Consider the following 13,534-nt stretch of genomic DNA (forward strand, 5'->3'; position numbering starts at 1 on the left):
TTAGAAAGCCTAGTCAAAGAGCTGTCACGAGAACACCGTTAGCTTAGCGTACGATTTTTTCCGAATTCTGCGGTTCCCCCGAGATGGGCCTGGACACGGGTGATAGATGCTGAATTAAGCCGTGTGACGGCAGGCTGTGCTGGGCTGCACGTCGGCATGGGCGTGCGTGGTCAGGACGCAAAAACACACTTGCCCGCAATGGCGGGCAAGTGTGTTTGCAGAGGGGGAGTGCGTTGTTGGTTATTGTTTGTTGCGACCGGCAATCACCACCAGGATCAGCGACGCCAGGATCAGGATCGAACTGATAGCGGCAATGGTCGGATCGATCTCGTCGCGCAGCGCCGTGAACATGCGCTTGGTCAGAGTCTGGTTGTCGCCGCCGGAGATGAACAGCGCCACCACAGTTTCATCCAGCGAGGTGATGAAGGCGAACAGTGTCGCCGAGACCACACTGGGCTTGATCTGCGGCAGGGTCACGGCCATGAAGGCGCGAAAGCGGTTCATGCCCAGGCTGCGCGCCACCATTTCCTGGGACATGTCGAAGTTACGCAGACCGGCCAGCAGCGCGATGATCACGTAGGGCAAGGCGAGCATGATGTGCGCCAGCACCAGGCCGGTCAGCGTGCTGATCAGGCCGACCCGGGCGTAAACGAAGAACACGCCGGCGGCGATCAGGATGATGGGCACCATCATCGGCAGCAGCAGGATGATCTGCAGCGTACGCACCACCTTCAGGCTGGAGTTGTTGATGGCGTAGGCGGCCGCCATACCAATCGGCAGGCTGATGGCCATGGTGAAAAATGCCGTGATCAGACTGACCCGCGCCGCCGACATCCACTCCACGCTGTTGAAGAACGCCTCGTACCAGTGGAAGGACCATTGCTTGGGAGGGAATTGCAGGAAGCGCGCCTCGGAGAACGACATGGGTACCACGATCAGCACCGGGATGATCAGGTACAGCAGGATCGCCGCGACCAGCACCGTGAACAGCACGTGGGACAGGCGAAGGTGACGCAGGTTGGCAAGCAGGTTCATTTAGCGCGCTCCCAGGATGCGTTCGATGGGGATGAAGCGATTGATGCCCCAGAAGATCAGGAACACCACAAACAGCAGCACCAGGCCGACTGCGCTGGCTGCGCCCCAGGCGTGATAGAGCTCGACGTTGCGTTGCACCAGCATCGACACCAGGATCGTGCGGCCACCGCCGAGCAGTTCCGGGGTGATGAAGAAGCCTAGGCAGATGACGAACACCAGGATGGAACCGGCCATGACCCCCGGCGCTGCCATCGGCAGGAAGACCCGGCGGAAGGTGTAGAAGGGTTTGGCGCCAAGGCTCTCGGACGCTTGCATGAGGTCCTGGGGGATTTTTTTCATCACCGAATACAGCGGCAGGACCATAAAGGGCAGCATGACGTGCAGGGTGCCGATTACCGTGCCAGTGGTGTTGTGCATCAGCGTCAGGGGTTGGTCGATGATGCCAAGGTCCATCAGCGTCTGATTGACCAGTCCGCGGCGTTGCAGGAGCACCAGCCAGGCATAGGCCCGCACCAGCACGCTGGTCCAGAACGGCAAGATCACGCAGATCAGAATCAGGTTGGCCCAGAAACCCTGCAGGCGCGAAGCGGCGTAGGCAATGGGGAAGCCCATGACGATCGACAGGATCGTCACCAGGAAACTGATCTTGAAGGTCAGGGCGAAGGTGTCCCAGTAAATGCTTTCCTGGAAAATCCGGATGTAGTTGGCCAGGGAAAACCCTTCCTCGGTCTGGACCGACTGAAAGGCCAGCCAGCACAGCGGCATGATCAACAGCACCACGACCATGACCAGCGCCGGGGTGAGCAGCAACAGCATGGAGGTGTGCTCCTTGCGTTCTTCACGGGCCAGGGCGTCTTCGCTGGTCATGGGCGGCTGGTGCTGCTGGTCGCTGGAGTCGGGCATGGATTTGGCGAGATAGGCGTTGGACATGATGACCTCTCGTCACTGCGCAGTGCTGGAGGGTATCCAGCACTGACGGGTAGCGCTGGCGGTGGCAGTCGTCCTGGCGGACAGCAGGGTGCGGTGCTCGGGTAATGTCATGTGAAGAACTCCCAATGGTGGGCAGGTACTTGAGGCGAGCGCGAGTTGTCTGCACAGGTCACTCTGCGGGTCCCTCAGGCCTAATGTACCGGGATGCCAACGAATGAAGTGGACGCAATTGACCGGTGCGCAAGCGCTTTATGTCGAAATCGCGGGGGCAGACGGCATGTCCTGCGCCGAGGCCTCTGGCCTGCGGCGCAGCAACGGCCGATGGCTATTTTTTCTGGACGAAGGACAACCAGCGTTCTTCGGCCTTGACCCCGGCTTCGGAGGCCCACCATTGCGCCGAGAGCAGGGCCTGGCGCGAGATGTTGCCGGGTGCGGAAGGCAGCTTGGCCTCGCGCTCGGCCGGGATTACCCCGGTCTTGAAGGCTTCGGGGTTGAGCGGGCCGTAGTCGATGATCATCGGCAACGCCGCTTGCAGTTTGGCATCGATGGCCTCGTTGACGAATTTCATGGCGGCCACCTTGTGCGGCGAGCCTTTGAGGACGCACAACGAGTTGGTTTCCAGCACACCCTGGTTGTAGTCGAATGCCACGGGTGCGCCGGCGGCCTGTACGGCGGTGATACGGCCGTTCCAGGCCTGGATCATGTCCACTTCGCCGTCGCTGATCAGCTGCGCCGACTGCCCGCCGGACGTCCACCAGGTGGCGATGTCGGGCTTGATCTGCTCAAGCTTGCGGAAGGCGCGATCGACGTCCAGCGGATAGAGCTTGTCCATCGGCACGCCATCGGCCAGCAGCGCGATTTCCAGGGTTGGACGTGGCAGGTTACGTAGGGAGCGCTGGCCCGGGTATTTTTTGGTGTCCCAGAAGTCGGCCCAGGTCTTGGGTACGTCCGCGCCTTTGAACGCGTCCGTGCGATACGCCAGCACCGTGGAGTAGCTGATGTAGCCGACGCTGTATTCGTCCTTGAGGCTGCCGGGTATTTGCGCGGCATTGGGAATCAGCGCAAGGTCGAGCTTCTCGAACAGCCCTTCGGCTTCGCCACGGATGCAGTCGCCAGTGGGCAGGTCCACCACGTCCCAGGTGACCTTGCCGCTCTCGACCTGGGTCTTGATGATCGGGTAGGCCTTGGGCGAGCTGTCCTGTTTGAGCGTCAGACCGAGCTTTTTCGCCGCAGGCTCCAGGATCGCCTTGCTCTGGGCTTCCTGATAAGCACCGCCCTGGGATACGAACGTGATGTCCTCGGCCATGGCCTGGGTGGCGCTACCGATGAACAGGGCCAGACTCGCGAGTTGGAAAGCTGTAGTGCGCAATGTGCTCATGGAAAGACTCCGAATGGTTGGCAGATTTTCTTGGGCGAGCTGTAGGTTTTGTTGTCGGTCGCTCTGCGGGACCATGGAGGTCTAATGTACCGGCTTGTCCGTGAACGAAGCGGCTACAAATGCGCGGATGAAAAGTGGTTTATTGCGAAAATGCGAACGGGCACAGTATTTCGTGCGTCGGGTGCGGGCTTGCGCGCCTGTCGCGAGCAGCCCCGAAGCCCCCGGTAGGAGCGAGCATGCTCGCGATGGCGGTGTGTTGGGTGAGTCATAGCCAAGTCATTCAGCCCACCGTCATCCGCCTCACCACGCGCCGAATCATCGGCGCCGCCAGCACCACCACCGGCAACATCGATACCCACGACAGCGCCCACGCGTTCAACCAGCGGCCGGCAAAGGCCAGGTCGAGCGCATGGGGTGTGGTGGCGATGGCGGCCGCGACCGCGCAGGTCAGGCCGGATTGAACGACGCCGAAAACGAAATGCTCATAACGGGCGGGGATTTTCATCGGGGGTTCTCGAGAAAGAGCGGGGGGGCGCGATGCCCGGCCGCTCGGGCACGATCAAGCCGGTTGCAGTTGCGCGATAGTCTCTTCGGTGGTCCACAGCCCGTGGGCGAGGAAGCGGTAATTGATGATGGCCGCCAGGTAGCCGTCGCCATCCGGCAGGCGCGGGCCGGCGGTGGCGTCGCGTACCACGACTATTTCAAAGCCCTGTTCGAGCAGTTCGCGCAGGTGTGATTCCACGCAAAGGTTGGCCGCCATGCCGGCGAGGATGATCTGCGACACGCCTTTCTTGCGCAATTGCAGCGCCAGGTCGTTGGTTTCCGGGCCGTAGACCTTGTGCGGCGAGGCGATGATGGTCTCGCCGTCGAGAATGTACGGCTTGTAGATCTCGAGGAAATCGGCGCCGGAGCCTTCGAAGTTTTCCAGGGTGTTCGGTCCCTTGCGATCGAACATGCAGATGCTGTGCATGACCTTTTCCAGCGGACCGCCAAAATGCCAGTCGTGGTCGTGCGGGTAGTAATAGTGTGGCGACACGGCCACGGGCAGGTCGTGAGCCTTGAAGGCCTTGAACAGTTTTTCCAGGTTTTCGACGGTGTTGTTCTCGACGATGCTCTCACCGAACACCGCCCAACTGGCGCCGGCAGGGCTGAGGAAGTCGTTCTGTGGGTCGATGACCACCAGGGCGGCTTTGCTCAGGTCGAGCTTGAAACCAGTGGCAGGCAGTGCGGGTTCGGCGGGGTCGGCGTACAGATGGCTCATGACGATTTACCTCTTGGGTGCTTGCGTGGATGAGACGTGAATGTTGCTTTATATAAATGACCAGTCGTCTTATTAATGAGGAAAAAAAACTCACTCCAATAGCCGAGGCAAGACCATCGATACGAAACGCTGCAGAGGTGCACCGTCGCGCAGGACCTTGCCGCGCATGACCGCACCTTCCCAGCCTTCGACGATGACACTGGCCAGCGCTTCGGCGTCGTGTGTTTCAGAGAGTTCGCGGCGCTGCTGCGCTTCACGCAGGCAGCTCGCGAGCAAACCTTCCCAGCGCGCCAGCACATCGGCCAGACGCTTGCGGGTTTGTTCGCTGCCATTGGACATTTCCAGGGACAGGTTGCCAATCAGGCAACCCAGGCTGTATTCATGCTCGCCGTGCTCGAGCACCAGGGCCTGGAAGAACTGGCCGATGCGCTCCAGCGGCTTGACCCGGGCGTCGTAGAAGATCGGCCCGTGGCGGGTTTCGATCGAGGTCCAGTATTCCTCGAGGATCTCTGCCGCGAAGTCTTCCTTGCTGGCGAAGTAGTTGTAGAAAGAGCCCTTGGGAATCTCGGCAGCGGCGGTGATGTCCTGGACGCCGCAGCCGTTGAAGCCACGGTTGTGAACCACCTGGCGGCCAATCGACAGCAAACGGGATCTGACTTCGAGGTTGACCGGGCGAGCCATGACAGAGACATCCAGTGATGAGAAAGTTTTAATAAACTAACTGGTCATCTATGTTTCGTCAACAGTCGAATTGACTGCCAATCAGTCCGCCTGCGCCATCTCGATGTACTCGAGCATCTTCTCGTTGCCATCGAGAATGTCACGGCAGATGGCCGCCCGTGCCGCCGCGCCATCGCGGCGCTTGAGTGCGTCGAGCACTTCCCAGTGATGGTCGATGGCCATGCGCTCGTTGAAGTTGCCATAGGCACGGGCGATCAGTGGGCCGGTGCGCATCCACAGGCTATCGAGCAAACCCGCCAGCACCGGCATGCGCGCGATGGTGGTCAGCGCGTAGTGAAATTGCTGATTGCACTTGAGAGCGGCTTGCAAGTCCTGGGCGTTGATCGCGGCGATGTTGTTTTCGATGCAGGCTTGCAGGTCTGCGAGTTCGCTGTCGGTCACCAGCGCGGCGGCCGTCTCCGCAGCCAGGCCTTCAAGCGCCAGGCGGATGCTGCGGATCTCGCCGTATTGCGCGGCGGTGAGGATGGGTACGCGGATGTCACGCGGGGTCTTGAGGATCAGCGCCTGTTCCTTGGCCAGTTGCAGGATCGCGTCGCGCACCGGTGTGACGCTGGTGCCCAGTTGTTCGGCCAGGTCGCGGATGCGCAGGCGGTCATCGGGCTGGAAACGCCCGGTGATCAGTGCCTCGCGCAGCAACTCGTAGATGCCACTGCCCAGGTAAGAGTGATTGAGGGTTTGAATAGGGTAGGGGTTGCTCATTGATCGCTCATCTGCGGCGGATGCCCGGCCCGAATGATGGAAGTTTCCGGCCGGGATTTCCAGATTATTTCAGACGTGCTGACCACCGTTGACATGAATCTCCGAACCGTTGATGTACGACGCGCCTCGGGTGCAGAGGAAATGCACCAGGGATGCGACTTCTTCCGGCTTGCCCAAGCGGTGCATGGGGATCTGCTGATCGACGATCAGTTCGGTCCCGGCAGACAGGATCGACGTCTCGATCTCACCCGGTGCAATCGCATTGACCCGCACACCGTGTGGCCCGAAATCATGGGCCATTTCCCGCGTCAGTGCGGCCAGTGCAGCTTTCGAGCAGGCGTAGGCGACCCCGGCAAACGGGTGCACCCTGGAACCTGCAATCGAGGTGACGTTGATCACCGAGCCTTGCGCCGCCTTGAGCTCATCGAACAGCCCTTGGGCCAGTAACGCCGTGGAAAACAGGTTGACGTTGAACACGCTGAGCCAGGTGGCGTAATCGGATTCCAGCACGCCCAATCGTGCGCCGGCTTCGCCTTTGGGTGAAATGCCGGCGTTGTTCACCAGGGCATCGAGGCGTCCGCCGAGTTTCTCCCGGATCAATGGCAGGCTGCGGCGCACTTCGTCGATGTCTTCCAGGTCCAGGTGGATGTGGTTCAACTCGCCTTCAGCCCAGGGGCAGCCTTCGGTCCAGTTCTGTCGCGAGGCCGTAAACACGCGCCAGCCCGCAGCGTTGAAGTGCTTCACCGTGGCATGGCCGATGCCACGGCTCGCACCGGTGAGGAGGAGGGTTCGTTGCTCGGTCATGCAGGCGCTCCTGAGGAAGGGGTGGAGTGGTGAGACTATACCAGTAAAAATTATGATGCATCATATTCTAAATATGTTACTAATGAGCTGCGCCTCGGAATCATCGCCGTGCGCCGGCCACCAGGTGCAAGACACCCGGCGCTGACCGAAATATTGCTGCCAAAAACAAAAAAACCACCTGCCATCCCTTAGCTGCCGCTCACGCACGTAGCGAATTCGGAGAGACGCATGAACAGCAAAATCGCAACTGTACTGATGCTTGGAATGATTGCCGGCCCTTTGAGCGCCGCTGAAAAACTGACCGTGGTGTCCTTCGGCGGCAACAACCGCCAGGCCCAGGAAAAAGCCTTCTACAAACCCTTCACCTCGGAAAAGAAAGTGGCGATCACGGCCGATGACTACAACGGCGAAATGGCCAAGATCCGGGTCATGGCCGACACCGGGAAAACCAGCTGGGACGTGGTCGAGGTCGAATCCCCCGAGCTGTTGCGCGGTTGTAGCGAAGGCCTGTTCGAGCCATTGGACTGGTCGCGCATCGGCAAGAAAGAAGATTTCATCCCGGCCGCCGTCAGCGATTGCGGGGTGGGTATCTTCATCTGGTCTACCGTTCTGACATACGACCCGAAAAAACTCGCCAGCGCGCCACAGGGCTGGGCGGATTTCTGGGACGTGAAGAAATACCCCGGCAAGCGCGGCCTGCGCCGTGGCGCCAAGTTCACCCTGGAGTTCGCCCTGTTGGCCGATGGCGTGGCCAAGGAAGATGTCTACACCTTGCTCGGCACCGAGGAGGGCGTGCAGCGGGCCTTCCGCAAACTGGATCAGATCAAGCCCGACATCCAGTGGTGGGAATCCGGCGCGCAGCCGTTGCAATGGCTGGCGGCAGGCGACGTGGTGATGACTTCGGCCTATAACGGGCGTGTCACCTCGGCGCAGGCGGAGGGACAATCGTTTGAAATGCAGTGGAATGGCAGCCTGTACGACCTGGATCACTGGGCCATCGTCAAAGGCTCGCCGAAGAAGGCCCTGGCGGAAAACTTCATCGCGTTTGCCAGTGCACCGGTTCAGCAGAAGCACTTTGTCGAGGCCATTCCTTATGGGCCAAGCAACACCAAAACCGTGGCACTGGTCGATGAGGCGGTGGGCAGCAAACTGCCGACTTCACCGGATAACCTGAAGAACGCCCGGGCCACGGATGCCGAGTTCTGGATCGACCACGGCGAAGACCTGGAAGAGCGTTTCATCGCTTGGGCCAACAAGTAATGCAAGGGGCCTGCGCGAGCAGGCCACATCACCGAAGCGAGGAGTCATGAACAATGCCGCTTGAGAAAGTATCGGCGCAACCCTGTCTGCTGGAGGCGGCCCCTGCCCGTGTCAGTGACGGGCAGGTCCTTGGGGTCCTTGCGCAGCACTACGCGATCAGCGGAAAACTCGAGCAACTGGGCGGCGAGCGCGACCTCAATTTCCGGGTCATGCTCGCGGACGGTACGTCGCGTCTGTTCAAGTTGTCGCATCCATTGGAAAACCCGCAGGTCGTGGACTTCCATAACCAGGCCATGCTCCAGATCGAGCGTAACGATCCGGCGTTGCCGGTGCAGCGTGTCTTTGCATCACTCGGCGGGCGATTCGTGGAGCCGGTCGAAATCGAAGGCCAGCGCATGTTGGTCCGTCTCCTGTCCTTCGTTGACGGCTTGCCGCTGCACCGCGTCGCCCACACATCGGTGAATTTCAGGCAGAACCTGGGCCAAGCGCTCGCCCGGTTCGACCTGGCCCTGGACGGCTTCAGCCATCCCGCTGCCGGGCACGTCCTGCTGTGGGACATGCAACACGCCCAGCGCCTCAGGCCCCGGCTGAAACACATCGAGCCGGGCGTTCGTCGCGACCGGATCGAACACAGCCTGGACCGCTTCGAATCCCAGGTACTGGGCAAGTGCGCCACGCTGCGCCACCAGGTGATCCATAACGACATGAACCCGCACAACATCATCGTCGATCCGGATCAGCCCGATGTGTTGCGCAACATCCTGGATTTTGGCGACATGGTCCACGCGCCGTTGGTCAACGAGGTCGCGGTCGCGGCATCGTACCAATTGGGGGTGGCGGGCGACGTCCTGGCCCCGGCGCTGGACATGATCCGCGCCTATCACCAGGTCAATCCCCTCACCGGCGAAGAATTGCAACTGCTGCCGGTGCTGATCTCCACACGCCTGGCGTTGTCGTTGTGCATCAATTATTGGCGGGCCGACCTGCACCCGGACAATCGCGAGTACATCCTGCGCAACTCATACCGCGCCCAGGATGCCCTGGCGGGATTGTCCGCAATGGCACCCGCCGAGATCCACGACAGAATCCTTGCCGCTTGCACCCAGGAGGTTGGCGCATGAGCATGATCAACGGTTTCACTTCTGAAGATGCCGATCGCCTGTCAGACAAGGAAAAACGCCTTGTCGAACGCCGGGCACGGTTGCTCGGCCCGGCCTATCGACTGTTCTACGAACACCCCTTGCACACGGTGCGCGGCGAGGGCGTGTGGCTGTACGACGAACAAGGCCGGCGGTATCTGGATGCCTACAATAACGTGGCGTCGGTGGGGCATTGTCATCCCCGGGTGGTCGAGGCGATCAGCCGGCAGGCCGGGCAACTCAACACCCACACTCGCTACTTGCAGGAGGGCATGCTCGATTACGCCGAGCAACTGCTGGGCACCTTTCCCGAGTACCTCGAGCGGGTCATGTTTACGTGCACCGGCAGCGAGGCCAACGATCTGGCGTTGCGCATCGCCAAACAGTTTACCGGCGGCACCGGCGTGATCATCACCCGCTTCGCGTATCATGGCGTCACGGGTGATATCGCCGAGCTTTCTCCGTCGCTCGGCCCGAGCATGGTTCTGCCACCCCACGTGCGCACCGTTCGCGCCCCCGATGCTTATCGGCTGGGTGCGGATCAAGTGGCCTCGACCTTCGTGGCTGACGTCCGTGCGGCCATCGATGACCTGCGCAAACACGGCATTCGTCCGGCGGCGATCCTGCTCGACGGCATTTTCGCCAGCGATGGCGTCTTTGCGGGCCCAACCGGCTGCATCGCCGAAGGGATCGCATTGGCCCAGGCCGAAGGCCTGTTGTACATCGCCGATGAAGTCCAGTCCGGCTTCGCCCGCACTGGCCTGAACATGTGGGGTTTCCAGCGGCACGACGTGCGCCCCGACCTCCTGACCCTGGGCAAGCCGATGGGCAACGGCCACCCCATCGCCGGCCTGGTCGGTCGAGCGCAAGTGGTCGATCACTTTGGCCAGAACATGCGCTACTTCAACACCTTTGGCGGCAACCCGGTGTCCTGCGCAGCGGGGCAGGCCGTGCTGGACGTCATCCGTGACGAACAGTTGCAGCAGCGCTCGCACACCCTGGGTGAATGTCTGTTGACGGGGTTGCGGGAGCTGGCCGAGCGTTACCCGATCATCGGCGATGTGCGCGGTGCCGGGATGTTCCTGGGGGTCGAGCTGGTGACCGATCGCGCCACAAAAGCGCCTGCCGCCACGCAGACCCGTCAGGTGGTCAACGCGATGCGCGAGCAGGGCGTATTGATCAGTGCTGCCGGGCCGCTGGAAAACGTGCTGAAGATTCGCCCGCTGCTGGCCTTCGAACAGGAGCATGCGCACTTGCTACTGGAAGCGGTCGGCACGGCGCTGGAAGGGCTGCAGCCGTAGCGGTTCAGACGATATCGTCGATCAGGATATGGTGCTGCCCACGGCTGCAGCGTTCGATGCGCGCCTCGACCTTGTACACCGCGCGCAGCATCTGCTCGTTGATCACTTCATGGCTCGGGCCGCTGCCCTGAGCGGTGCCATCGGCGATGACCAGCACCTGATCGGCGAAGCGCAAGGCCTGGTTCAGGTCATGGATGGCGATGAACACGATGACTTCGCGCTTTCGCGCCAGGTCGCGCATGAAGTTCAGCACCTGGACCTGGCGGTGCATGTCGAGGGCGCTGGTGGGCTCGTCCATCAGCAGGATCTGCGGTTCGCGCACCAGCGTCTGGGCGATTGAGACCAGTTGTTGCTGGCCGCCGCTGAGTTCACCCAGGTTGCGGAATGACAGCGGCGTAATGCCCAGGGCGTCGAGGATCTCATCGACCAGTTTCAGGGGTCGTCTCAGAAAACGGAAAATAAAGCACGCTAAGCGTGCGTGGAGGCTGGCACCCAGCGGTACAGCGTCGGAATGGACACGCCGAGGTTCTTGGCCACGTCCTTGGGCGGCACCCCGCTGGCCAGCAGCTTCTTGGCCGACTCGATCTTGCTGTCGGTCATCTTCGGCTTGCGGCCGCCTTTGCGGCCGAGCTGCTTGGCGACTTCCAGCCCGGCGCGGGTGCGCTCGACGGTCAGCTCGCGCTCCATTTCGGCAAGGCTCGCCATGACGTGGAAGAAGAACCGCCCGGATGGTGTGCCGGTGTCGATGGAGTCGGTGAGGCTCCTGAACTGGACACCGTGCTTGTGCAGATCGCCGACCAGATCGACCAGTTGCTTGACCGACCGGCCCAGCCGGTCGAGCTTCCAGACGACCAAAGTATCGCCTTCGCGCAGCATTTCGAGCGTCTTGGCCAAGCCAGGCCGGTCTGCCCGCGTGCCACTCACCTTGTCCTCGAAGACCTTTTTACATCCGGCCTTGCTCAAGGCTTCGCGTTGCAGCTCCAGGTTCTGATCCTGCGCTTTGAGACGCGCGCATAGCCAATCAACATGGCTTGTCTCGCGCCCGGTCGATGCGTTCCTGCATCGCCTGCATCACTTCTTCGTGGGTGTACGATCTGGCGTTGGCGTCGGTGGCTTGCCGCAGGGCTTCCTCAACCTCGCGCGTCATCCGCTCGTAATCCTCCGGCCACAGCGCTTGCTCCATGCGCAGCGACGCCTGACCCAGCAGGTGCAGCAGGCTGAACAGCCGCATGTCGTTGGTGGCGACGATGCGCTCCCGAATCTGCTCCTGAATAGCTTCGCTAGCCCGATGCGCTTGTGGTGTGGCAGTCCCCTCGTAGTCAGCGGGGAATTCCGCTTCCTCGGCAATCCTTGCCCAGGCGCTGGCCAGCGCCTCGATGGTTGACGTGCTCATTTCCGCCGCTCCTGTGCTCTTTGGCGAATCAACCGGCCAAGGGGCCTCGACGAAAACCAGCAGCATCACGCCTATCGGATACCAGGTCGAGAAGACCACCAAGGCATCGAAGGCTGGCCGTCCGGTGTTGGTAGGCAGTACGGCGGTCACAGCCATCAACCCGCCGACCGTCCAGATGATGCGCCACACGTAGGGCATCACGCGGGGCACGTAGCCGTCATCGAAAGCGGTCTGGTAGTAGCGGCGCAGGCCGCGCTCGGCAAGCGCCTGGCGCTGCCGCTCCGACAGCGCATCCGTCCGGCCATACCAGCGCCGGAATGGTGGACAGCGCAGCAGCAAAGGGGTGAAGAGGATCATCACCGCCACGATCGCGACACCCCACGCCATGACGGCGCCGGCATCGGTCCTGCGCTCCCGATCACGGGCGCGAAGACGCCCGGAGCACCGATCATCCAGAACAGCGCAATGTGCTGATGGAAGGAGAGCTTCATTTGCTCATCCACTTGCGCAGCAGGCGCTTTTTCAGGGAGGCGCGTTCTTGCGGGTTGCGTCCCTTGTGATTGGCGATGCGATCCGCCGTGGCGGCCTGGCGCTTGACGGGCCAGTAGGCGCGGCCATCCTTGCCCATCGACCAGACGCTGCTGGCCTGGTTTTCCAGCAGGGGCAGATGGGCGCTCAGGGCTTCGGGCGACGCGCTGGTCAGCGCCGTGCGCTCACGGCGGCGCCAGCGCTGATGCCAGAGCTTCTTGTCCTCGCGCTCGCTGCCGCAGGTCGTGTGCCCGACGATGGGTGTTTTGCGGCGGCTGCGGCTCATAACGTAGTGGTCTCCAAGAACATTCAGGACTGATCCCAGGCGTCGATGGTCAAGACCTGATCGGCAGGACAGGCGGCTACGCGGTCGGGAACTGGATGGTGTTCAGTCTCATGCCGACCCCATTCGATTGATCGCGTCGCTTGCGGCACGCTGCGACGCAAGGAGGTTTGCGACCTGGTTTAGCAGCCGTGTCCGCTGCATGTCTGTTACCTATCTCCCCGACCGCTCATTGGACCAACTCCAGAGATTGGGCTCTATCGCTCAGCCAATACGAAACTGGCATTGGCTGATGCCACAACCGAGACGAACACAAAATGGCTCGGTACCTGTATTTCGCGCCCCGTGCACTTGGCCCGGTCTTGCCACGGCTATCTCACCTTCCCTGAGGGCACGAACAATCCCATTGCCCTGAAAGTAATCAGCCATTCCCGACAAAACAGTCCACGTGTCTTGGCCGTGAGGATGAATGTGAGCCGCAATTTCCTGCCCGGGATGGACATGCCAAACCACGATAATTGAGTCTCGGGTTTCAAGCACAACGGAACGAATAGGCTCGCCTTCGGACGGCTGAACATACTCGGCTACAGAAAATATTCTCGATTCAACAAGAGTCATCGGAGATCCCTCTTTCACAGTGCCCCCAGACAGGCTGGATATGAGTTCTAACTCGAATTTGAACGGGAGGCTGGTCGTGCGGTCGTGCAGTTGCCGATGAGCGTGTCGGCTGCTGCCTCCTTGCCCACCAGCGAACCAGACGGTCGCATGCGCATCCTTTCTTA

15 protein-coding genes and 1 pseudogene are annotated in these 13,534 nt (G+C 61.3%); 3 read left to right on the forward strand and 13 right to left on the reverse strand.

The features are described from left to right. Window positions 1-240: 240 nt before the first annotated feature. The 8 genes from ACTORR_RS28345 to ACTORR_RS28380 form a co-directional block, all read right to left on the reverse strand. Window positions 241-1,035: an ABC transporter permease gene (locus ACTORR_RS28345; RefSeq protein ID WP_003465028.1), complete on the reverse strand. Its 795-nt coding sequence runs from the start codon at window positions 1,033-1,035 to the stop codon at window positions 241-243. Beyond that, entirely contained in the window at window positions 1,036-1,965 is a 930-nt protein-coding gene (locus ACTORR_RS28350) for an ABC transporter permease (RefSeq protein ID WP_003465031.1), read from the reverse strand. It abuts the gene before it with no gap. A 325-nt stretch (window positions 1,966-2,290) separates the two neighbouring features. Beyond that, the gene (locus tag ACTORR_RS28355; RefSeq protein WP_441343410.1) at window positions 2,291-3,343 is read right to left on the reverse strand and encodes an ABC transporter substrate-binding protein; all 1,053 of its coding nucleotides are present in this window, start codon (window positions 3,341-3,343) and stop codon (window positions 2,291-2,293) included. 280 nt (window positions 3,344-3,623) lie between these two features. Beyond that, window positions 3,624-3,848 carry a DUF2798 domain-containing protein gene (locus ACTORR_RS28360; protein ID WP_003465037.1) on the reverse strand — a complete coding sequence of 75 codons (225 nt, stop codon included), beginning with the start codon at window positions 3,846-3,848 and terminating at the stop codon, window positions 3,624-3,626. Window positions 3,849-3,902: 54 nt separating this feature from the next. Then, window positions 3,903-4,604, reverse strand: coding sequence for a cysteine hydrolase family protein (locus ACTORR_RS28365; RefSeq protein WP_003465039.1), 702 nt, complete (start codon window positions 4,602-4,604; stop codon window positions 3,903-3,905). Window positions 4,605-4,694: 90 nt separating this feature from the next. Further along, window positions 4,695-5,285 carry a TetR/AcrR family transcriptional regulator gene (locus ACTORR_RS28370; protein ID WP_003465041.1) on the reverse strand — a complete coding sequence of 197 codons (591 nt, stop codon included), beginning with the start codon at window positions 5,283-5,285 and terminating at the stop codon, window positions 4,695-4,697. Between the two features lie 81 nt (window positions 5,286-5,366). After that, entirely contained in the window at window positions 5,367-6,044 is a 678-nt protein-coding gene (locus tag ACTORR_RS28375; protein WP_016487046.1) for a GntR family transcriptional regulator, read from the reverse strand. A 69-nt stretch (window positions 6,045-6,113) separates the two neighbouring features. After that, window positions 6,114-6,848, reverse strand: a complete 735-nt coding sequence (locus tag ACTORR_RS28380; protein WP_016487047.1) for an SDR family NAD(P)-dependent oxidoreductase — start codon at window positions 6,846-6,848, stop codon at window positions 6,114-6,116. Between the two features lie 228 nt (window positions 6,849-7,076). Here ACTORR_RS28380 and ACTORR_RS28385 point away from each other — a divergent pair, with 228 nt between their 5' ends. The 3 genes from ACTORR_RS28385 to ACTORR_RS28395 are packed head-to-tail and all read left to right on the forward strand — an operon-like array spanning window position 7,077 to window position 10,548. Next, on the forward strand, window positions 7,077-8,108 hold the full coding sequence (locus ACTORR_RS28385) for an ABC transporter substrate-binding protein (RefSeq protein ID WP_060501537.1): 1,032 nt from the start codon (window positions 7,077-7,079) through the stop codon (window positions 8,106-8,108). Window positions 8,109-8,161: 53 nt separating this feature from the next. Next, on the forward strand, window positions 8,162-9,229 hold the full coding sequence (locus ACTORR_RS28390; protein WP_016487049.1) for a phosphotransferase: 1,068 nt from the start codon (window positions 8,162-8,164) through the stop codon (window positions 9,227-9,229). After that, window positions 9,226-10,548, forward strand: a complete 1,323-nt coding sequence (locus ACTORR_RS28395; RefSeq protein ID WP_016487050.1) for an aspartate aminotransferase family protein — start codon at window positions 9,226-9,228, stop codon at window positions 10,546-10,548. Before ACTORR_RS28390 ends, ACTORR_RS28395 begins: the two co-directional genes overlap by 4 nt. Before the next feature lie 4 nt (window positions 10,549-10,552). Here ACTORR_RS28395 and ACTORR_RS28400 read toward each other — a convergent pair. The 5 genes and pseudogenes from ACTORR_RS28400 to ACTORR_RS28420 form a co-directional block, all read right to left on the reverse strand. Beyond that, window positions 10,553-11,050, reverse strand: a pseudogene (locus ACTORR_RS28400) (ABC transporter ATP-binding protein); the annotation flags it as partial. Next, window positions 11,017-11,511, reverse strand: coding sequence for a recombinase family protein (locus ACTORR_RS28405; protein ID WP_441344146.1), 495 nt, complete (start codon window positions 11,509-11,511; stop codon window positions 11,017-11,019). The gene ACTORR_RS28405 and the pseudogene ACTORR_RS28400, both read right to left, overlap by 34 nt. Window positions 11,512-11,569: 58 nt before the next feature. After that, entirely contained in the window at window positions 11,570-12,328 is a 759-nt protein-coding gene (locus ACTORR_RS28410; RefSeq protein ID WP_441344147.1) for a hypothetical protein, read from the reverse strand. A gap of 100 nt (window positions 12,329-12,428) precedes the next feature. Continuing rightward, window positions 12,429-12,755 carry a hypothetical protein gene (locus ACTORR_RS28415; protein WP_441344148.1) on the reverse strand — a complete coding sequence of 109 codons (327 nt, stop codon included), beginning with the start codon at window positions 12,753-12,755 and terminating at the stop codon, window positions 12,429-12,431. A 261-nt stretch (window positions 12,756-13,016) separates the two neighbouring features. Next, window positions 13,017-13,534 (reverse strand): cupin domain-containing protein (locus ACTORR_RS28420; RefSeq protein WP_441344149.1); only part of this gene is annotated, 518 nt, incomplete at its 5' end.

This window comes from Pseudomonas sp. SAR267, from assembly GCF_052077595.1.
GTDB classification, from domain to species: domain Bacteria; phylum Pseudomonadota; class Gammaproteobacteria; order Pseudomonadales; family Pseudomonadaceae; genus Aquipseudomonas; species Aquipseudomonas vlassakiae.